The sequence below is a fragment of the Streptomyces sirii genome, from assembly GCF_045690365.1.
Lineage (GTDB): Bacteria > Actinomycetota > Actinomycetes > Streptomycetales > Streptomycetaceae > Streptomyces > Streptomyces sirii.
Genome location: NZ_CP147982.1, coordinates 6,582,491 through 6,603,171, shown reverse-complemented (window position 1 = coordinate 6,603,171; position 20,681 = coordinate 6,582,491). Strand labels below are relative to the sequence as shown.

Genomic DNA, 20,681 nt, shown 5'->3' with positions numbered 1-20,681 from the left:
TGGTGGCATGCCCGAAGGCGACACCGTCTGGCGCTTGGCGCAGCGGCTCCACGAAGCGCTGGCCGGCCGCCCGCTGACCCGCTGCGACCTGCGCGTTCCCCGGCTGGCGACGGTGGACCTCACCGGCCGCCAGGTGCTGGCGGTGGTCTCCCGCGGCAAGCATCTCCTCACCCGCTTCGGGGGCGGACTGACCCTGCACTCCCATCTGCGGATGGACGGCGCCTGGAAGATCTACCGCCCCGACGAGCGCTGGCGCGGCGGCCCGGCCCACCAGATCAGGGCGATCCTCGGCACCGCCGAGCACACCGCCGTCGGCTACCGCCTCCCCGTCCTCGATCTGCTGCCCACCGCCGAGGAGCCCCGGGTCGTCGGCCATCTGGGACCCGACCTCCTCGGCCCCGACTGGGACCCCGCCGAGGCCCTGCGCCGGCTGCTCGCCGCCCCGGAGCGGCCGCTCGGCGAGGCCCTGCTCGACCAGCGCAATCTGGCCGGGATCGGCAACGTCTACAAGTCCGAGCTGTGCTTCGTCCTGCGGGCCTCCCCCTGGCTCCCCGTCGGCGAGCTGCCCGCCCCCGAACGGGTGCCCGCGCTCGCCCGGAAGCTCTTGGAGGCCAACAGACGGCGGCCGGCCCGCACCACCACTCCCAGCGCGCGCCCCGACCGCCGGCTGTGGGTCTACGGCCGGGCCGGCCGCCCCTGCCTGCGCTGCGGTACGGCGGTCCGTACCACCGGCCGGGAACCCGGCGCGGAAGAACGCGTCACCTACTGGTGCCCCGCCTGCCAGCCGGACCCGCCGGGCGGCTACCGGCCCTCCGCCGCCCCCTGACGCACTTTCCCGCCCCGCACTAATTGACGACCCGTCAGATCTCTCCCTACCCTCGCGTCATGCCCCTCACCGCGTACGACCTCACGGGCCGCACCGCGATCGTCACCGGCGCGGCGAGCGGCATCGGCCGGGCCACCGCCGCCCTCCTCGCCGAGGCCGGCGCCACCGTCCACTGCGCGGACCTCGACGAGCCGGGCGCCCGGGCAACCGCCGCGGCCATCACCGCGTCCGGCGGCGCCGCGCACCCGCACCATCTCGACGTCACCCACCGCGACCAGGTCGCCGCCGTGGTCGCCGCCGCCCGCGAGACCACCGGCCGCCTCGACGTGATGGCCAACATCGCCGGGATCATGCACTCCTCCCCCGTACTGGAGACCGCGGACGAGGATCTGGACCGAGTCTGGAACACCAACTTCAAGGGCGTGCTCTACGGCTGCCAGGAGGCGACTCGCGCCATGATCGCCACCGCCACCCGGGGGTCCGTCGTCACCATGGCCTCCGGCGCGATCGACATCGGCGCACCCGGCCTGCTCTGCTACGGCGCCGCCAAGGCCGCCGTCGTACAGCTCACCAAGACCCTGGCCGCGGAGGTCGGCCGGCACGGCATCCGCGTGAACGCCGTCGCCCCGGGCTGGATACGCACGCCCATGACCGACCGGCACGGCGGCGAGGCCCAGCGGCAGGCGGAGCGGCCGATGATCCGGATGTCGCCCCTGGGGCGGGTGGGCGAGCCCGAGGACGTCGCACACGCCGTGCTCCACCTGGTCAGCGACGCCTCGTCCTTTACGACCGGCCAGATCCTCCGCCCGAACGGCGGCGTCGCGATGCCCTGGTGAACGCCGCCCGGACCCCGCGAGCCCCACGGGCCAGGGCGCCGCGGCATATGCCCTCGCTCCGCCCCGTCCACGGGACACAGTGCACCGGCAGCAGGCTCAGCCCCCAGCCGCCCAGCGCCACGGCCCCCTCGACCGCCCCCGACGACTGCGGCCACACCGCGAGCCGGACCACCGCCCACCACCACAGCCCCCCGACGAGGGCCGCGGATATCCAGCGCCCCGGCACGGCCCGCGGCCGCCGGGCGGCCGGCTCACGAGTGGTGAGCCGGCCGCCCGGTCCGCGGGCCGCGAATCCACGCCTCGCCATGGGTGCCTCCTGCGGCCGACGCTAGACGGGGGGCGCCGTCGACGGGGAGAGCGCACCGGCGCACTTCCGGCGCGCGGGCACCACCGCAAGCCCCGATCAGTGGTGGGCCTCGGCCTGGAACATCCAGTGGTGCTTCTCCAGGTCGGCGGTGAGACCGATGATGATGTCCTGGCTGACCGGGTCCGGGTCGGCGGTGGCGATGATCCGCTCGCGCATCCGGCCGACGACCGCGCCCAGCGCGCTCACCATGGCCCGCACCACATCACCGTCCTTGATCCACCCGTCCTGCACCTCGTTGATCCCGCTGGTCTTGGCGACGGTGGAGGCCCGCCCGTCGGGGGGCACCCCGATCGCGGAGGCCCGCTCGGCCACGGTGTCGGCATGCAGGCGCGCACTGGCGACCACATCATCGAGCTGGAGGTGCACGGAGCGGAACCGCGGGCCGATGACGTTCCAGTGCACCTGCTTGGCGACGAGGGAGAGGTCCACGAGGTCGACGAGGGCTCCCTGCAGCGCGTGCCCGACCGTGGTGCGGTCTGCGTCGGACAGCGTGCTTTTGACGACGGACATCCGGATGCTCCTGTTCAGACGGGGGTGCGGCGAGGGATCGGGGGGTACCGGGCACGATCGACGAGGGGTCAATCGGGCGATTTGTATTACTTCGCCATCGTATAGACGAATCACCCGTTCCGTGCGGCCGAGACAACCCGCCCGCAAGCGCCCACCGGCACCGTCCGTCCCTCCCCCGGACAGCACAAAGCCCCGGCAGGCTGCTGCCCGCCGGGGCTCGGTACGTACGAACAGGGGTGTCAGGCCGCGACGACATCCACGACGTCGGCCGGCGACTTGATGGTCACGCGATCCTCCGGCACACCGGCCAGGGACGTGACGGACACCGCATTGAGCTTCGGCCGCACCGGTGCCGGCACCGGGTCGCTCGCGGCCGCGGACGCTGCCAGCTCGGCGAGCGCGAGCTCGTCGCTGACCTCCCGCATGAGCTCGGACATGCGCACATCCAGTGCGTCACAGATCGCCGAGAGCAGCTCGGAGGACGCCTCCTTCTGCCCCCTCTCGACCTCGGACAAATAGCCGAGCGATACCCGGGCGGAGGACGAGACCTCGCGCAGGGTTCGGCCCTGGCGCTGACGCTGACGGCGCAGCACGTCACCCAGCAGGCGACGAAGCAGAATCATCGCTGGCTCCCTCCTCGGACCTCGGATCCGGATCCTTCTCGCCCCACCGTACCGCCTCGGGCCGTACGCGTGCCGGGCGCAAGTACGTGTTCACTCAGGGCTGCAAACATCCATTCCCCCCGTGTTGTTCCGTATCCTGTGCCCGCGCATTTTCTGTCAGTTCGCTCAACAACAGTGCGAGCACGGCGTCGATGGTGTCCCGGCGAATCCGATCACGATCACCCGACAGCGCCAGCCGGCGCACCGTCCCGACCCCGTCCGGGCCCCGGACCGCCACGAAGACGGTGCCCACCGGCTGCCCGTCCTGCGGGTCCGGCCCGGCCACGCCGGTCGTGGCGATGCCCCAGTCGGCAGCCAGTACCCGCCGCACACCGTCCGCCATCTGCCCCGCGACCTCGGCGTCCACTGCCCCGCGCGCCGCCAGCAGGGCCCCGTCGACGCCCAGCACATCCCGCTTGACCTCGGTGGCGTACGCCGTGACCGAGCCCCGCAGGGCCCGCGAGGCCCCGGGAACGGCGGTCAGCGCGCCCGCCACCAGGCCGCCGGTCAGCGACTCGGCCACCGCCAGGCTCTGCCCGCACCCGGCGAGCAGCTCCAGCGCCCCGGCCGCGGCAGAACCCGGCCCGGTCACCGGCCCGTGTCCCTTGCCGTCCGCTCGGCCTGCTGCGCCCGCTCGGCCCGCTCACGGGCCAGCCCGGCCCGGCGCAGCATGACGGCCTGCCGGACGTAGTCGAGTCCGGTGGCGACGGTCAGCACGACGGCCACCGCCATCACCCACCAGCGGAAGGTCGCCAGTGGGCCGGTCAGCACCAGGACGTACATACCGACCGCGGTCCCCTGCGCCAATGTCTTGATTTTGCCGCCACGACTGGCCGGAATGACCCCGTGCTTGATCACCCAGAACCGCATGAGCGTGATGCCCAGCTCACGGAAGAGGATCACGCCGGTCACCCACCAGGGCAGGTCCCCCAGCACCGAAAGGCAGATCAGCGCGGCTCCCATGATCGCCTTGTCCGCGATCGGGTCGGCGATCTTGCCGAAGTCGGTGACCAGGTTGTACGTGCGGGCCAGATGCCCGTCGAAGATATCGGTGATCATGGCGATGGCGAACGCGGCCCAGGCGAAGGCGCGCCAGGCCCGATCCGTTCCGTCGTCGTGCATCAGCAGCATGACGAAGGCCGGCACCAGCACCAGCCGCAGCATCGTCAGGACGTTGGCGATGTTCCACAGCCCGGCCTGCCGGACGGCCGGCGCCGTGCGCGGCCCACCAGCTGCGGAAGCCGGGACTCCGGTCATCTGCCCGCCTCCTCGGTACACCCCGTGCCGTCCACCGACAGCACCTCGGCCACGAGGTCCACGCCCTCGCTCCCCACGACCTTTGCTTCGACCATACGACCGGGCAGCAGCACCTGGCCGGTCGACAGCAGCAGGGTGCTGCCATCGGTCTCCGGCGCCTGGTGCGCACCCCGCCCGACGACGCCGTCCTCGTCGTCGATCCGGTCGACCAGCACCCGCACCGTCTCGCCGATCCGCTCCTCGGCGCGCTGCGCGGTCAGCTCCTCGGCCAGCCGCGACACCCGCGCCAGCCGCTCGGCGACCACGTCCGGATCGACCTTGTCCTCGTACGAGGCGGCCTCGGTGCCGTCCTCGTCGGAGTAGCCGAAGACGCCGATGGCATCGAGCCGGGCCTCGGTGATGAAGCGCTCCAGCTCCGCCAGGTCGCTCTCGCTCTCCCCGGGGAAGCCGACGATGAAGTTGGAGCGGGCACCGGCCTGCGGCGCCTTCGTGCGGATCTGCGCCAGCAGGTCCAGGAAGCGGTCGGTGTCGCCGAAGCGCCGCATCGCCCGCAGCACCCCGGGCGCGGAGTGCTGGAAGGACAGGTCGAAGTACGGCGCGACCTTGTCGGTCCCGGTCAGCACGTCGATCAGCCCGGGCCGCATCTCGGCCGGCTGCAGGTAGCTGACCCGGATCCGCTCGATGCCGTCGACGGCCGCCAGCTCCGGCAGCAGCGTCTCCAGCAGCCGGATGTCGCCGAGGTCCTTGCCGTAGGAGGTGTTGTTCTCGGAGACCAGCATGATCTCCTTGACGCCCTGCTCGGCCAGCCAGCGCGTCTCCCCGAGCACGTCGGAGGGCCGGCGGGAGATGAAGGAGCCGCGGAAGGACGGGATGGCGCAGAACGTGCAGCGGCGGTCGCAGCCGGAGGCCAGCTTCACCGAGGCGACGGGATGGGAGTCCAGGCGGCGGCGCAGTGGCGCCCGCGGTCCGGACCTCGGCGCGACGCCCTCGGGCAGGTCCTCGGGGGCCGAGGCCAGCGCGTCCCCGTGCCCGGGCAGCGCCACTCCGTCGGCCTGCTGGCGCTCGGCCGGGCTGATCGGCAGCAGCTTGCGGCGGTCGCGCGGCGCGTGGGCCTCGACGTTTCCGCCGCTCAGGATCGTCTGCAGGCGGTCGGAGATGTCGGTGTAGTCGTCGAAGCCGAGCACGCCGTCGGCCTCGGGCAGCGCCTCGGCCAGCTCCTTGCCGTAGCGCTCGGCCATGCAGCCGACGGCCACTACGGCCTGGGTTCTGCCATGATCCTTCAGATCGTTGGCTTCCAGCAGGGCATCGACGGAGTCCTTCTTGGCGGCCTCGACGAAGCCACAGGTGTTGACGACGGCGACATCGGCATCGGCGGCTTCCTCGACGAGCTCCCAGCCGTCCGCCGCCAGGCGGCCGGCGAGTTCCTCCGAGTCCACCTCGTTACGGGCGCAGCCAAGGGTGACAAGGGCGACGGTACGGCGTTCGGGCATGGGGCTCAGCCTACTTCGTCCCGGACACACCCTTGGCGCGCAGGTCTCCGCCCCCCGCCCCGGGCACCCCGGGCCGGGCGGCGGACGCCCTCGCGGCGGGCGCTCTCAGCCCGCCTGGGGGTCTCCCGGCGTGTAGCTGAGCCGCTCCACCGGGCCCTTCTCGCCGATCTCCTTGACTTCCTTGCCGTTGACGTACAGCTGTACGACCGGGGCATTGCCGAGGACCAGGTCGATCCGCTTCTTGTCCGTGATCGTCTTGGACTCGCCCTGCTTGAGCAGGCTGTCCTCCAGCAGCTTTCCGTTGGCGTCCTTGGCGGAGACCCAGCTCTGGCCGTCGCGGGCGGTGACCTTGATCGTGACCTTGTCCTTCGGCAGCCCGGCGACCGCACTGTCGGAGGGCTCGGGCTTGAGGGGCGGCTTGATCGTCGAGGGGTGGCGGGTGGGTGCCGGCGCCGGCTTGGCGTTGGCGTCACCCGCCGTGATCGGGCCGTTGTCGTTCCGCTCCCCGCCGCTGAAGAGCGTGAAGCCGACGAAGCCGACCACGGCGACGATCGCCGCGACCATGGCGGCGGTCCAGTTCGGCCGCCGCGGCTCGGAGCGGATCCGCTCGGCCTCGAAGATCGGGGCGGCGAGATCGGTCGGCGTGGGCCGTCCGCCGTGCTCGGCGTCGAACTGGTCGATCAGCGGATGAGGGTCGAGGGAGACGGCGCGAGCGAGCGCTCTGATGTGTCCCCGGGCGTAGACGTCGCCGCCGCAGCGCGAGAAGTCGTCCTGCTCGATCGCCTGAACGATGGGGATGCGCACCCGTGTCGTCGTACTGACCTCTTCGACGGTCAGTCCCGCCGCGATACGGGCCTGCTGGAGGGCGTGACCGACGGAAGGCCGGTCTGATTCGGGGGAGTTGCCGATGGACACGGGGGCGCCTTTCGAGCGTGTAGCCACCTGCTGGAAGTTCAGTTTAGGGGTGGGGCGAAAGGGTCGGGCAAGCGGGAGGGCGGAGTTTGTACGCCATCGGAACGCCCGCGGCGGTGCCAAGGGGTTGATGACGAAGCATCGTCCCTCGCCTCCCTCAACTTGACGTGTCGGCAGGAGAAACGGTTGCGTGCTTCTCTCGTACGAGTGACCCGGATGTGTGTGCTACTGGGTAGCCTCCCCCCGGATCACCGCCAGCACTCCGTCCAATTCATCCGGCTTCACCAGAACGTCGCGCGCCTTGGAACCCTCGCTCGGCCCGACGATGTTCCGGGACTCCATCAGGTCCATCAGCCGGCCGGCCTTGGCGAACCCCACCCTCAGCTTGCGCTGAAGCATCGACGTCGACCCGAACTGGGTGGAAACCACCAGCTCAGCGGCTTGACACAGCAGATCGAGGTCATCGCCGATGTCCTCGTCGATCTCCTTCTTCTGCTTGCTGCCCACGGTGACGTCGTCGCGGAAGACCGGCGCCATCTGGTCCTTGCAGTGCTGGACGACGGCCGCCACCTCGGCCTCGGTCACAAACGCGCCCTGCATACGGACCGGCTTGTTCGCACCCATCGGCAGGAACAGCCCGTCTCCCTTGCCGATCAGCTTCTCGGCACCCGGCTGGTCGAGGATGACCCGGCTGTCGGCGAGCGAGGAGGTGGCGAACGCGAGCCGGGAGGGCACATTGGCCTTGATCAGGCCGGTGACGACGTCGACGGACGGCCGCTGGGTGGCGAGCACCAGATGGATACCGGCCGCCCGGGCGAGCTGGGTGATGCGGACGATCGAGTCCTCCACGTCGCGCGGCGCGACCATCATCAGGTCGGCCAGCTCGTCGACGATCACCAGCAGATACGGGTACGGCGCCAGCTCCCGCTCACTGCCCTCGGGCGAGGTGACCTTTCCGCTGCGCACCGCCTCGTTGAAGTCGTCGATATGCCGGAAGCCGTAGGCCGCGAGGTCGTCGTAGCGCAGATCCATCTCGCGGACCACCCACTGGAGCGCCTCGGCGGCCCGCTTGGGGTTGGTGATGATCGGCGTGATCAGATGCGGGATGCCCTCGTACGCGGTCAGCTCGACCCGCTTGGGGTCGACCAGCACCATCCGTACGTCCTCCGGCGTGGCGCGCACCATGACCGAGGTGATCAGGCAGTTGATGCAGGACGACTTGCCGGAGCCGGTGGCGCCCGCGACGAGCACATGCGGCATCTTGGTCATGTTGGCCATGACATAGCCGCCCTCGACGTCCTTGCCGAGCGCCACGAGCATGGGATGGTCGTCGCCCGCGGCGTCGGCCAGTCGCAGTACGTCGCCGAGGTTGACCATCTCGCGGTCGGTGTTGGGGATCTCGATGCCGACCGCGGACTTGCCCGGGATCGGGCTGATGATGCGGACATCGGGGCTGGCGACGGCGTAGGCGATGTTCTTGGCCAGCGCGGTGATCTTCTCGACCTTGACGGCGGGGCCGAGCTCGACCTCGTAGCGGGTGACCGTCGGGCCGCGGGTGAAGCCGGTGACCGCGGCGTCGACCTTGAACTCCTGGAAGACCGTGGTCAGCGCCGTCACTATGGCGTCGTTCGCGGCGCTGCGGGTCTTGCCGGGGCCGCCCCGCGAGAGCAGCTCCAGCGAGGGCAGCGCGTAGGTGATGTCGCCGGACAGCTGCAGCTGCTCGGCGCGCGCCGGCAGGTCGCCGGACGGCTCGGGCGGGGCCTTGGTGAAGTCCGGCACGGACGAGGTCCGCTCGGCGGCGGGCGGCGCCGGCTCCGCCTCGCGGGCCGGCGGCACCGTGCCGCCCTCCACCGCGGTGTCCTCGCGGCCGTACTCCCCGCGCTCCCCGGAGATGCCGCTGCTGAGCCCGGCGACGAGCGGTGAGGGCTGGACGCCGTGCAGCACCGCGCCGTCCAGCGCCGCGGCGGCCGCGGCGGCGACGTCCACCGCGTCCATCGGCCGGTCCGGGTCGGGCTGCGCGGACGCCCGCCGCGGGCGCCGCCGCTTGGCCAGCGCCGCCTCCTCTATGGCGTCCGGGTCGGGCGTGGCGGGCGCCGCGGCGGCGCCGCGCCGCGGCTTGCGCACGGGCCGCTCGCGCCACTCCTGCGCGTACTCCTCGACCTCGTCGAAGTCCGCCTCGGGCTCGGCGGAGTGCACCACGCCCAGTCGCACGCCGAGTGCCCGCAGCCGCTGCGGAATGGCGTTCACCGGCGTCGCGGTGACCACCAACAGCCCGAAGAGGGTCAGCAGCGCCAGGAGCGCCACGGCCAGGGTCTGCCCGACGGTGAAGATCAACGGCTTGGACGCCACCCACCCGACATAGCCGCCGGCGTCCTGTATGGCGGGGAGCCCGTCGTTGCGGCCCGGCGATCCGCACGCCATCGCCACCTGCCCGAGGACGCCGACGACCAGCGCGGACAGCCCGATGACGATCCGGCCGTTGGCCTCCGGCTTCTCGGGGTGACGGATGAGGCGTACCGCGATGCCGCCCAGCAGTATCGGGACGACCAGGTCGAGCCGGCCGAACGCACCGGTCACCAACAGCTCGACGAGATCCCCGACCGGCCCGGAGAGGTTGGACCAGGTGCCGGCCGCGATCACCAGCGCCAGGCCCAGCAGCCCCAGCGCCAGGCCGTCCTTGCGGTGCGCCGGGTCGAGGTTCTTCGCGCCGCGGCCCATGCCGCGGAACACCGCGCCGATGGCGTGCGCGAGGCCCAGCCAGCAGGCGCGGGCGAGGCGGTAGACACCGCCGGTCGGTGACGGGGCCGGTTTCGGCGCGGCCTTCTTGGCCGGTGCCTTCTTCGCCGGGCCCTTCTTCGCCGCCGCCTTCTTGGCGGCCGGTTTCGCGGGCGCCTTCTTCGCGGCGGTCTTCTTGGCCGCGCCCCCGGACCGTCCGGCGCGCTGCTTCGAGGGGCCCGCCGCGCTCTGGGTTCCCTTGCCGGACGTACGTGAGGCCATGGCGACGAGATTACAGGCGATCGCGGGCATGACACGAGCGCGCGGCGCTTCACCCATCCGTGTCGCGCGCCCGCCTCATGAAAGGCAGTCAGCTATCCCGCGGTACCCGACCCCGGCTCCAGGGCGTCCAGTGCCCTGCGCAGCCCGGTGAGCTTGCGCTCCAGATGGGCGGCGGTGGCCACCGCCGCGGCGTCCGCCGTCTCGTCCAGCTGTTTGGAGAGCGCCTCGGCCTGCTCCTCGACCGCGGCCAGCCGCGCGGAGAGCTCGGCGAGCAGCCCCGCGGACTCCCGCGCCTCGTCGGCGCTCGGCCGGCCGCCCTCCAGCTGCAGCCTCAGCAGGGACGCCTGCTCCCGCAGTTGGCAGTTCTTCATGTACAGCTCGACGAAGACCGAAACCTTCGCGCGCAGCACCCACGGGTCGAACGGCTTGGAGATGTAGTCCACCGCGCCGGCCGCATAGCCGCGGAAGGTGTGGTGCGGGCCGTGGTTGATGGCCGTGAGGAAGATGATGGGGATGTCACGGGTGCGCTCGCGCCGCTTGATGTGCGCGGCGGTCTCGAAACCGTCCATTCCCGGCATCTGCACATCGAGCAGAATGACCGCGAAATCGTCCGTGAGCAGTGCTTTGAGCGCTTCCTCCCCGGACGATGCCCGCACCAGTGTCTGATCGAGCGCGGAGAGGATCGCCTCCAGCGCCAGCAGATTCTCCGGCCGGTCATCGACCAGGAGGATCTTGGCCTTCTGCACCATGGCCCGCCCTCCTCGCCCCGGCATGGAACCGGACGCCGCCCCAGGGGACGACTCCGTCACGCCGCCCGTCCTTGTGCCGGTCATGGTAGCTGCACCCCGCCTGTCGCCACACCCTGTCACCGCGATGTCACTGTGCACGTAGCAGAAACGCAGACAGAGACCAGAAGGTTCCCCGGATCCTGCGCTTCCACACGTCCACGGCGACACTCAGTCAGCACGCGGTGATCCTCTTTCGGTTCCCATACTGGACGCCGCGTCACTCCGCGCGCATCCATTGCTCCATGACCGACAGCAGATGATCGGTATCCACCGGCTTGGTCACGTAGTCGGACGCCCCGGAGTCGATGCTCTTCTCCCGGTCCCCCTTCATCGCCTTCGCGGTGAGCGCGATGATGGGCAGTCCGGCGAACTGCGGCATCCGGCGGATCGCGGCCGTGGTCGCGTACCCGTCCATCTCCGGCATCATGATGTCCATCAGCACCAGGACGATGTCGTCGTGCTGTTCGAGCACCTCGATACCCTCCCGGCCGTTCTCCGCGTACAGCACCGACAGCCCGTGCTGTTCCAGGACGCTGGTGAGCGCGAAGACGTTGCGGATGTCGTCGTCGACGATCAGTACCTTCTCGCCGTGGAAGCCGCCGTCGAAGCCCGGATCCACCAGATCCTGGCCGTTGCCGATCCAGGGCTCCTCGGCGGGCTGCTGGGCGCTCGGCCGCACCGGCGCCGGGGGCGGGGTGGGCGGCGTGGACGGCTGCGCCGCGGCCGTCTGCCGGCTCGGCAGCGCGAAGCGGCGCTGGGCCCCCGAAACCGCCCGGCGGCGACGCCGGTTGAGGCTGCCGCCGGCACCCGCCTCGCGGAGCTGCGCCTCCTCGGCCTCCTGCAGCCCGACCTCGGTCTCACGCGCCTCCGCGTCCATCGCCAGCCCGCCGGCGACCAACTGCGGATAGCCCTGCGGCGGCAGCCCGCCGGGGTTGTGCGGCAGGTAGAGCGTGAAGGTGGAGCCGCGGCTGGGCTCGCTCGCCGCGTGGATCTCGCCGCCCAGCAGGCGGGCGATCTCCCGGCTGATCGACAGGCCCAGGCCGGTGCCTCCGTACTTGCGGCTGGTCGTGCCGTCCGCCTGCTTGAACGCCTCGAAGATGACGCGCATCTTGCTGGACGCGATGCCGATGCCGGTGTCGGTCACCGAGAAGGCGATCATGTCGGCGTCCGGGTCGCGCAGCGAGCCGTGCTCCAGCAGCTGCTCGCGGATGGCCACCGGGACGTCCGCGCCGGCCGGCCGGATGACCAGTTCGACGGCACCGCTGTCGGTGAACTTCACCGCATTGGACAGCAGGTTGCGCAGCACCTGCAGCAGCCGCTGCTCGTCGGTGTGCAGCGTGGCCGGCAGCTCCGGCGAGACCCGTACGGAGAAGTCGAGCCCCTTCTCCGCGGTCAGCGGCCGGAACGTGGCCTCCACATAGTCGACGAGCTGGACCAGCGCGATCCGCGTCGGGCTGACGTCCATCTTGCCGGCCTCGACCTTCGACAGGTCCAGGATGTCGTTGATCAGCTGGAGCAGGTCGCTGCCCGCGCCGTGGATCGTCTCGGCGAACTCGACCTGCTTCGGCGAGAGGTTCCCCTCGGCGTTGTCGGCCAGCAACTTGGCCAGAATCAGCAGGGAGTTCAGCGGCGTCCGCAGCTCGTGCGACATGTTCGCCAGGAACTCCGACTTGTAGCGCATCGAGACCGCGAGCTGCTCGGCACGCTCCTCCAGGACCTGCCGCGCCTCCTCGATCTCGGTGTTCTTCACCTCGATGTCGCGGTTCTGCGCGCGCAGTTGCTCGGCCTTCTCCTCCAGTTCGGAGTTGGACAGCTCCAGCGCCCGCTGCCGGCTCTCCAGCTCCGCGGAGCGCTCGCGCAGTTGCTCGGTCAGCTCCTGCGACTGCTTGAGCAGCACCTCGGTCTTGGTGTTGACCGAGATGGTGTTGACGCTGGTCGCGATCATCTCGGCGATCTGGCTGAGGAAGTCCTTCTGGATCTGGGTGAACGGGTGGAAGGACGCCAGCTCGATCACGCCGAGCACCTTGTCCTCGAAGAGCACCGGCAGCACGATCACGTTCGCCGGCGGCGCCTCGCCCAGCCCGGAGGCGATCTTGAGGTAGCCGGAGGGCACGTTCTCCACCAGGATCGTGCGGCCCTCCTCCGCCGCCGTGCCGATCAGCGTCTCGCCGGGCTTGAAGGTGGTCGGCATCCCGCCCATCGCGTAGCCGTACGAGCCCATCAGCCGCAGCTCGTACGCGCCCGGCTCGCCGCCGTCCGCGCCGATCTCCCGGCTGTCGGGCTGCGCCGCGAGGAAGAACGCGCCGTGCTGCGCGGAGACCGCGGGCGACAGCTCGCTCATGATCAGCGTGGCGACGTCCTTGAGGTCGCGCCGGCCCTGCATCAGACCGGAGATCCGGGCCAAGTTGCCCTTGAGCCAGTCCTGTTCCTCGTTGGCGAGGGTGGTCTCGCGGAGCGTGGAGATCATGGTGTTGACGTTGTCCTGGAGCTCCAGGATCTCGCCGGCCGCGTCCACATCGATCCGGACGTTGTGGTCGCCGAGGGTGACCGCCGCGGCGACCGCGGCGATGGCGCGCACCTGGCGGGTCAGGTTGCCGGCCATCTCGTTCACCGACTCGGTCAGGTCGCGCCAGGTGCCGGCCACGCCCCGTACCTGTGCCTGGCCGCCCAGCTGGCCCTCCGTACCCACCTCGCGGGCCACCCGGGTGACCTGCTCGGCGAAGGACGACAACTGGTCGACCATGGTGTTGATGGTGGTCTTCAGCGCGAGGATCTCCCCGCGCGCATCGATGTCGATCTTCTTGGTCAGATCGCCCTTGGCGATGGCGGTGGTGACCATGGCGATGTTGCGGACCTGGCCGGTCAGGTTGTTGGCCATGGAGTTCACGGACTCGGTGAGGTCCTTCCACGTGCCGGCGACGCCGGGGACACGGGCCTGACCGCCCAGGATGCCGTCGGTGCCCACCTCGCGGGCCACTCGCGTGACCTCGTCGGCGAACGACGACAGCGTCGTGACCATCGTGTTGACCGTGTCGGCGAGCTGCGCGACCTCGCCGCGCGCCTCGACCGTGACCTTCTTGGTCAGGTCACCGTTGGCGACGGCCGCCGAGACCTGCGAGATGTTGCGCACCTGGATGGTCAGGTTGTTGGCCATCAGGTTGACGTTGTCGGTGAGGTCCAGCCAGATACCGGTCGCACCCGGCACCCGCGCCTGACCGCCCAACTGGCCCTCGGTGCCCACCTCACGGGCCACCCGGGTCACCTGCTCGGCGAACGACGAGAGCTGGTCGACCATCGTGTTGACGGTGGTGACCAGTTCGAGGATCTCGCCCTTGGCGTCGACGGTGATCTTCTTGGACAGGTCGCCGCGGGCCACCGCCGTCGTCACCTCGGCGATGTTGCGCACCTGCGACGTCAGGTTGTTCGCCATGAAGTTGACGGACTGGGTGAGGTCCTTCCACGTACCGCTGACGCCCTGTACCTCGGCCTGGCCGCCCAGGATGCCCTCGGTGCCCACCTCGCGGGCGACCCGGGTGACCTGCTCCGCGAACGAGGAGAGCTGGTCGACCATGGTGTTCAGGGTGTTCTTGAGCTCCAGGATCTCGCCCCGGGCGTCGGCGTCGATCTTCTGCGACAGATCGCCGCGCGCGACCGCCGTGGCGACCTGCGCGATGTTGCGGACCTGGGCCGTCAGGTTGCCGGCCATGCCGTTGACGGAGTCGGTCAGATCGCGCCAGACACCGGCGACGCCGGGCACCTGCGCCTGGCCGCCCAGCCGGCCGTCCGTACCGACCTCCCGGGAGACCCGGGTGACCTGCTCGGCGAACGCGGAGAGCTGGTCGACCATCGTGTTGATGGTGTTCTTCAGCTCCAGGATCTCGCCGCGCGCGTCCACGTCGATCTTCTGGGAGAGGTCGCCGCGCGCGACCGCCGTCGTCACCTGCGCGATCTGCCGCACCTGCGAGGTGAGGTTGCCCGCCATGAAGTTGACGGAGTCGGTGAGTTCCTTCCAGGTGCCGCTGACGCCGTCCACCCGGGCCTGACCGCCCAGCCGGCCCTCGGTGCCCACGTCCCTGGCCATCCGCGTGACCTGGTCGGCGAAGGAGGACAGCTGATCCACCATCGTGTTCACGGTGTTCTTCAGCTGGAGCATCTCGCCGGAGACGTCGACGGTGACCTTCTGCGACAGGTCGCCGTTCGCGACCGCGGTCGTCACCTGGGCGATGTTGCGCACCTGCCCGGTCAGGTTGCGGAACGCGGTGTTGACGGAGTCCGTCAGGTCCTTCCACGTGCCCGCGGCCCCGGGGACCGCCGCCTGGCCGCCCAGCTCGCCCTCGACGCCGATCTCCCGTGCCACGCGGGTGACTTCGGCACCGAACGACGAGAGCTGGTCCACCATCGTGTTGACGGTGTTCTTCAACTCCAGCATCTCACCGGCGACATCGACGGTGACCTTCTGCGAGAGATCGCCGTTGGCGACCGCGGTCGTCACCTGGGCGATGTCCCGCACCTGACCGGTCAGGTTCCGGAAGGCGTTGTTCACCGAGTCGGTGAGGTCCTTCCACGTGCCGGCCGCGCCCGGTACCTGCGCCTGGCCGCCGAGCTGCCCCTCGGCCCCGACCTCGTTCGCCACCCGCGTCACTTCGTCCGCGAAGGTGCGCAGCGTCTCGGTCATGGTGTTGATGGTGTCGGCGAGCTGCGCGACCTCGCCGCGTGCGCTGACGGTGACCTTCTGCGACAGGTCGCCGTTCGCGACTGCGGTGGTGACCTGGGCGATCCCGCGCACCTGCGCGGTGAGGTTTCCGGCCATCAGATTGACCGAATCCGTCAGGTCCTTCCACACGCCGGCGACGCCGGGGACCTGCGCCTGCCCGCCGAGCTCACCCTCCGTACCGACCTCGCGGGCGACCCGGGTCACCTCGGAGGCGAAGGAGGACAGCTGGTCCACCATCGTGTTGACGGTGTTCTTCAGTTCGAGCATCTCGCCGGCGACGTGGACGGTCACCTTGCGCGACAGATCACCCTTGGCGACCGCGGTGGTCACCAGAGCGATATCACGCACCTGAGCCGTCAACCGGGAGGCCATCGTGTTGACGGACTCCGTCAGGTCCTTCCACGAACCGGACATTCCGCGCACCCGGGCCTGCCCGCCGAGCTTGCCCTCCGTACCGACCTCACTGGCCACCCGCGTGACCTCGTCGGTGAACGCGGAGAGCTGGTCGACCAGCCCGTTGACCGTACGGCCGACCTTGAGGAACTCACCGCGCAGCGGATGCTCCGAGGAGCTGTCCGAGCTGCGCGAGCGCAGGTCCATCCGCTGCTCCAGGTCTCCCTCGGAGACCGCCGACAGCACCCGCCCCACCTCGGAGACGGGCCGTACCAGGTCGTCGACCAGGGCGTTCGAGGCGTCGATGGCCGCGGCCCAGGAGCCTTCGGCGGCGCCGACCTCCAGCCGTTCGGTGAGTTTTCCCTCACGTCCGACGACCCGGCGCACCCGCGCCAGCTCCCCGGTCAGATGCAGATTGCGGTCCGCGACCTCGTTGAAGACCGCCGCGATCTCCGACATGACGCCGTCGCCGGACACCGTGAGCCGCTTGCGGAAGTTCCCGTCCCGCATCGCGACCAGAGCGACCAACAGCCGATTCAGCGCAGCCGTGTCCACCTCGGTCGTCCCGTTACTCCGGGATCGTCCGCCTTTCGCGCGCGTGCTTGCGCCCCGCGCCGCTGCGCCAGACTCCACCGTGTCCCTCCCGAAGGGTCGACCGTTCCACCCGGGCTTTCTCTTGATACTTGCCCAGTGTTTCACCATGGCCCAACCAGGCCATAACAGTTCGGCAGCATCGCACACGTCCCAGGGAACGTTTGGGGCGGAAACACACGTGACCGGCATCCTCGGTCGCGGCGAAGGTAAGTAACCTGGCATACGGCTGTCCACCCCCCGGTTCAGACTCCCGGTCGGTGGTGCGAGCACGACAGGTATTCGGAGGGGCGCCGCGACCATGGGGGAGCAGATCACCGACACACGCATGAGGAGACCAGTGATCACCGCGCGGGCCACCGCAACCTTCGACCCGGTGGGGCGCTCGGTCGCCACTGCCCGTGCGTTCGTCCGTGACACCCTCCAGGGCTGGGGCTGCGCCGACATCGTCGACGACGCCGTCGTCCTCACCAGCGAGCTGGTCACCAACGCCGTGGTGCACGCCGGCACGGCCGCCGACGTGCTGTGTCTGCGCAATGACGTAGGGGTACGGATCTCGGTCGCCGACCGATACCCCGAACGTGAGATTCCGCTCCAGAACGCCGGACAGATCGTCGTCCACCCGGACCGCGAGGGCGGCCGCGGTCTGCTGCTGTGCGGCGCACTGGCCTCCCGGTGGGGCGTGGAGTACACCGCCGCGCAAAAGCACGTCTGGTTCCAGCTCGACCAGCCCGAGCGCCCCGCCGGCACCCGCTCCGCCGGCCCCGCCCTCCCGGTGGACGCCCTCCCGGTCGCCGACCCCCGCGTGCGGGTCGCGGTGGTCCAGATCGACCGCGGCGGCTGCATCAGCTTCTGGAACGAGGACGCCCAGGACCTCTTCGCCTACGACCGCGAGCAGGTCATCGGCAAGCCGCTCACCGACTTCGCCGCCTGGCCGCACACACCCGGCACCGGCACCGGCATCGCCGAGGCGCTCCAGCTCTCCCGCTGGGAGGGCTCCTACGGCATGCGCGGCGCCGACGGCCGCGTCGTCCCCGTATACGCCTCCCACCTGCGCGTACGCGACGCCGACGGCGAGGCCTCCACGGTCTGCCTCCTGGTGCGCGACCACGAGCGGGCGATCCTGCAGAGCCCCCAGCGCACGCCGGCACCGGACGCCGCCACCCAGGCCGTGCAGTCCGAGGGACGCCCGTCCGACCCCTTCGAGGTCTTCATCGGCTCCCCGGCCCCCGACGACCTCGACGGTCTGCTCCAGCGCACGGTCGAACGCGCCCGCGACATGCTCGACGGTGACGCCGCCTACCTCCTGCTGGCCACCGACGACGAGACCGAGCTGGAGGTACGCGCCTCCACAGGCCTGCCCTCCGCCCGCCAGCGGTTCGCCCGCGTCCCCGTCGAGGCCGGATCCGGCCGCTACGGCTCCGCCCGGATGCCCGCCGTCCACGAAGACCTCACCGCCGTGCCCGGCGCCGTACCGCTGCTCAGCGGCACGGGCATGCGCTCGGTCGTCACCGTCCCGCTGAAGGTCGAGGGACGGCTGACCGGCTCCCTGGGCGTCGCCGCCGAAGGACCCGGCCGCTATACGAACGAAGAGGCGCTGCGTCTGCAGTTCGCCGCCGACCGCATCGCCCTCGCCGTCGAACGCGCCCGCCTGACCGAGCTGGAGAAGCTGCGCCGCGGCTCCCTGTCCTTCCTCGTCGAGGCCTCCGACCTCCTGGCCGGCACCCTCGACCGCGACCAGACCCTGGCCCTGATGGCCCAGATGACCGTCCCCACGCTCGCGACGTGGTGCGCCGTCTACACCGTCGCCGACCAGGCCTCCGAGCCCGAGCTCTCCTACGTCCTGCACGAGGACGAGGACCGCATCGACGGCCTCAAGACCCTGCTGATGAAGGTCGACCCGCCCGAGCCGGTCCCGACCCCGGGCGCCCGGGTATGGACCGCCCCCGGCGACGCCGCACACGACGCCGCCGTGCGCACCTCCATGCGCAGCCTGGGCCTGGGCAACGCCGCCCGCCCCTCCAGCGGCCCCGGCGCCACCCTCGCCACCGCCTCCGCCGTAGGCGGCGAGACCGTGGTGCTCCCCCTCGTCGCCCGCAACCGCGTCATCGGCATGCTCACCCTCGGCAAGCCCACCGAGGAGCACTTCCGCCAGGAGATCCTCGAACTCGCCGAGGACCTCTCCCGCCGGGCCGCCCTCGCCCTCGACAACGCCCGCCTCTACTCAGAGCGCACGGCCATCAGTCAGTCCCTCCAGCGCAGCCTGCTCCCCCCGGAGCCGCTGCCCGACATCGCCGGCGTCGAGATCGAGGTCATCTACCGCGCGGCCGGTGAGGGCAACGAGGTCGGCGGCGACTTCTACGACCTCTTCCCCATCCGCGACGGCGCCTACGGCTTCGCCATCGGCGACGTCTGCGGCACGGGCCCGGAGGCGGCGGCCGTCACCGGCCTCGCCCGCCACGCCCTGCGCCTGCTCGCCCGCGAGGGCTTCGGCGGCCCCGCCGTCCTGGAACGGCTCAACGCCGCCATCCTCGACGAGGGCGCCCGCAGCCGCTTCCTGACGCTCCTTTACGGCGAACTGTGGCCGCAGGACGACGGCAGCGCCATCCTCAAGGTCGTCTGCGCCGGCCACCCCCTGCCGCTCCGCCTGCGCCAGGACGGCACCGTCGAGCCGGCCGCCGAACCCCAACCACTCCTCGGCGTCATGGACGACCTCGAACTCTACGAACAGACCGTCACCCTCGACCCCGGCGACGTCCTGCTGTGCGTCACCGACGGCGTCACCGAACGCCGCGAGGGCACCCGCATGCTCGGCGACGACGGCCTCACCGACGTCCTGACGACCTGTACGGGCCTGACCGCCGGCGCCGTCGCCGCCCGCGTGCTGCGCGCCGTGGAGCGCTTCGCCGCCGAACCGGCCTCCGACGACATGGCCATCCTCGCGATGCGCGTCCCCGAATTCCAGACGAGCTGACCACCCCGGAGCAGCGGCCGCCGCGGCTTGTGTGGGCTGCCTCACAGCCCACCGGCCGCTGCCCCGGCATCACCAGCATCCTTGCGTACGGTGCACTGCACCCGTGCCCGACCTGCAGTGGAGTCGGCCCCAACGGCCGCGCACGATACGGCACATGACTCCTACCACCGCGGGTTCGCCCGGCGATCAGCTCGCCGTCGTCAGCCAGACCGGCTCCACCGTCACCTTCTTCGACGCCGCCACCCACGAGCGCCTCGACGTCCTGCGGGTGCCGCCGCAGCCGCACGAGCTGTGCTTCGACCCCGACCGCCGGCTGCTCTACTGCGCCAGCACCTACCGCTCCGGCTATTACCACGCCAACACGGGCCGGTCCCACGAGGTCACCGTCATCGATGTCGACACCCGCACCATCGTCGCGACCCTCGACATCTCCCCCGACCACGCCCCGCACGGCCTGGCTCTGGACCGCACCCGCTCGCGGCTGTACGTGAGCGTCGAGGCCACCGACACCGAGCCGGGCGGCGTCGTGGTCATCGACACCCGCACCCACGCCCGCCTCGGCCGGATCTCCACCATGGCTCCCGGCCCACACTGGTTCACCGTCACCCCCGACGGACGGCACGGCTACGCCACCAACAAGGAAGCCCCGTTCGTGTCCGTCGTCGACCTCGTCCGCGGGGTCTGCACCCACCGCATCCCCGTCCCCGGCAGCGAAGGCCTCGCCGTCGCCCCCGATGGCCGCCATGTCTACGTCGCCGCCCCCAAGGCCGAGTTCCCCACGCCGTCGCCGGCGCCCACGGCCCTCCACGTCATCGACACCGCCACCCACGAGACCGTCCGCACGCTCCCCACCAAGGGCCAGACCATGCCCGTCCACGCCACCGCCGACGGCACCCTCCTCGCCGGCGAACTGCGCCAGGCCACCACCTCCGGCGGCCCGCTCGGCACCCAACTCCCGGGCGCCCTGACCGTCTTCGCCCCCGACACCCTCACCCCCCGCGGAGAAGTACAGGTCGGGCGATTCCCCCTGACCATCACCTCCTCCCCCGACGGCCGCCTCGCGTACGTCTCCGGCCTCCTGGACAACACGGTGACCGTCGTCGACCTCCAGGACCTGAGCCCCGTCACCACTCTGACGGTCGATCGCACCGACGATTCCGGTGCCCACGGCCTGGCCTATATCCCCGCGAAGAACTGACCCGCCGCCGCACACCGCATGCGCATACGGCAAAGGCCCCCGCCGAACGGCGGGGGCCTTTGCCCTCTGGAGCCCCAATACGGAATCGAACCGTAGACCTTCTCCTTACCATGGAGACGCTCTGCCGACTGAGCTATTGGGGCGCAGCAACGGAAAGAATATTACC

General features: G+C 70.9%; 14 protein-coding genes and 1 tRNA gene. 4 read left to right on the top strand and 11 right to left on the bottom strand.

Translation table 11 applies throughout. The features are described from left to right. Positions 1 to 7: 7 nt before the first annotated feature. Both WAB15_RS29795 and WAB15_RS29790 read left to right on the top strand, forming a co-directional pair. Complete coding sequence (locus tag WAB15_RS29795) at positions 8 to 826, top strand: Fpg/Nei family DNA glycosylase (RefSeq protein ID WP_407288094.1); 819 nt, start codon at positions 8 to 10, stop codon at positions 824 to 826. Between the two features lie 59 nt (positions 827 to 885). Continuing rightward, positions 886 to 1,662: an SDR family NAD(P)-dependent oxidoreductase gene (locus tag WAB15_RS29790; RefSeq protein ID WP_407288093.1), complete on the top strand. Its 777-nt coding sequence runs from the start codon at positions 886 to 888 to the stop codon at positions 1,660 to 1,662. Here WAB15_RS29790 and WAB15_RS29785 read toward each other — a convergent pair. The 10 genes from WAB15_RS29785 to WAB15_RS29740 form a co-directional block, all read right to left on the bottom strand. After that, on the bottom strand, positions 1,610 to 1,888 hold the full coding sequence (locus WAB15_RS29785; RefSeq protein ID WP_399150993.1) for a hypothetical protein: 279 nt from the start codon (positions 1,886 to 1,888) through the stop codon (positions 1,610 to 1,612). The genes WAB15_RS29790 and WAB15_RS29785 overlap by 53 nt on opposite strands. 177 nt (positions 1,889 to 2,065) lie before the next feature. After that, positions 2,066 to 2,539 carry a Dps family protein gene (locus WAB15_RS29780; protein WP_407288092.1) on the bottom strand — a complete coding sequence of 158 codons (474 nt, stop codon included), beginning with the start codon at positions 2,537 to 2,539 and terminating at the stop codon, positions 2,066 to 2,068. Between the two features lie 239 nt (positions 2,540 to 2,778). Further along, on the bottom strand, positions 2,779 to 3,162 hold the full coding sequence (locus WAB15_RS29775) for a helix-turn-helix domain-containing protein (protein WP_399150982.1): 384 nt from the start codon (positions 3,160 to 3,162) through the stop codon (positions 2,779 to 2,781). A 94-nt stretch (positions 3,163 to 3,256) separates the two neighbouring features. Further along, the gene (locus WAB15_RS29770) at positions 3,257 to 3,793 is read right to left on the bottom strand and encodes a CinA family protein (RefSeq protein WP_407288091.1); all 537 of its coding nucleotides are present in this window, start codon (positions 3,791 to 3,793) and stop codon (positions 3,257 to 3,259) included. Further along, entirely contained in the window at positions 3,790 to 4,458 is a 669-nt protein-coding gene (gene pgsA, locus WAB15_RS29765) for a CDP-diacylglycerol--glycerol-3-phosphate 3-phosphatidyltransferase (RefSeq protein WP_399150980.1), read from the bottom strand. Before pgsA ends, WAB15_RS29770 begins: the two co-directional genes overlap by 4 nt. Beyond that, positions 4,455 to 5,948, bottom strand: coding sequence for a 30S ribosomal protein S12 methylthiotransferase RimO (rimO, locus tag WAB15_RS29760; protein WP_407288090.1), 1,494 nt, complete (start codon positions 5,946 to 5,948; stop codon positions 4,455 to 4,457). The genes pgsA and rimO overlap by 4 nt, the downstream gene beginning before the upstream one ends. A gap of 105 nt (positions 5,949 to 6,053) precedes the next feature. After that, entirely contained in the window at positions 6,054 to 6,863 is an 810-nt protein-coding gene (locus WAB15_RS29755) for a helix-turn-helix domain-containing protein (protein WP_399150978.1), read from the bottom strand. A gap of 222 nt (positions 6,864 to 7,085) precedes the next feature. After that, positions 7,086 to 9,857 (bottom strand): DNA translocase FtsK, encoded by a 2,772-nt coding sequence (locus WAB15_RS29750; RefSeq protein WP_407288089.1) that lies wholly within the window; start codon positions 9,855 to 9,857, stop codon positions 7,086 to 7,088. Positions 9,858 to 9,949: 92 nt separating this feature from the next. Beyond that, positions 9,950 to 10,606: a two-component system response regulator gene (locus WAB15_RS29745; protein ID WP_384434486.1), complete on the bottom strand. Its 657-nt coding sequence runs from the start codon at positions 10,604 to 10,606 to the stop codon at positions 9,950 to 9,952. A gap of 256 nt (positions 10,607 to 10,862) precedes the next feature. After that, positions 10,863 to 16,385 (bottom strand): HAMP domain-containing protein, encoded by a 5,523-nt coding sequence (locus WAB15_RS29740; RefSeq protein WP_407288088.1) that lies wholly within the window; start codon positions 16,383 to 16,385, stop codon positions 10,863 to 10,865. 259 nt (positions 16,386 to 16,644) lie between these two features. On the opposite strand from WAB15_RS29740, the gene WAB15_RS29735 reads away from it, so the two are divergent. Both WAB15_RS29735 and WAB15_RS29730 read left to right on the top strand, forming a co-directional pair. Next, a complete protein-coding gene (locus WAB15_RS29735) occupies positions 16,645 to 19,317 on the top strand; it encodes a SpoIIE family protein phosphatase (RefSeq protein ID WP_407288087.1) in 2,673 nt (890 codons plus the stop codon). 154 nt (positions 19,318 to 19,471) lie between these two features. Then, the gene (locus WAB15_RS29730) at positions 19,472 to 20,515 is read left to right on the top strand and encodes a YncE family protein (RefSeq protein ID WP_407288086.1); all 1,044 of its coding nucleotides are present in this window, start codon (positions 19,472 to 19,474) and stop codon (positions 20,513 to 20,515) included. A 67-nt stretch (positions 20,516 to 20,582) separates the two neighbouring features. On the opposite strand, the gene WAB15_RS29725 is transcribed toward WAB15_RS29730, so the two are convergent. After that, a tRNA-Thr gene (locus WAB15_RS29725) sits at positions 20,583 to 20,658 on the bottom strand. Between the last annotated feature and the right edge of the window lie 23 nt (positions 20,659 to 20,681).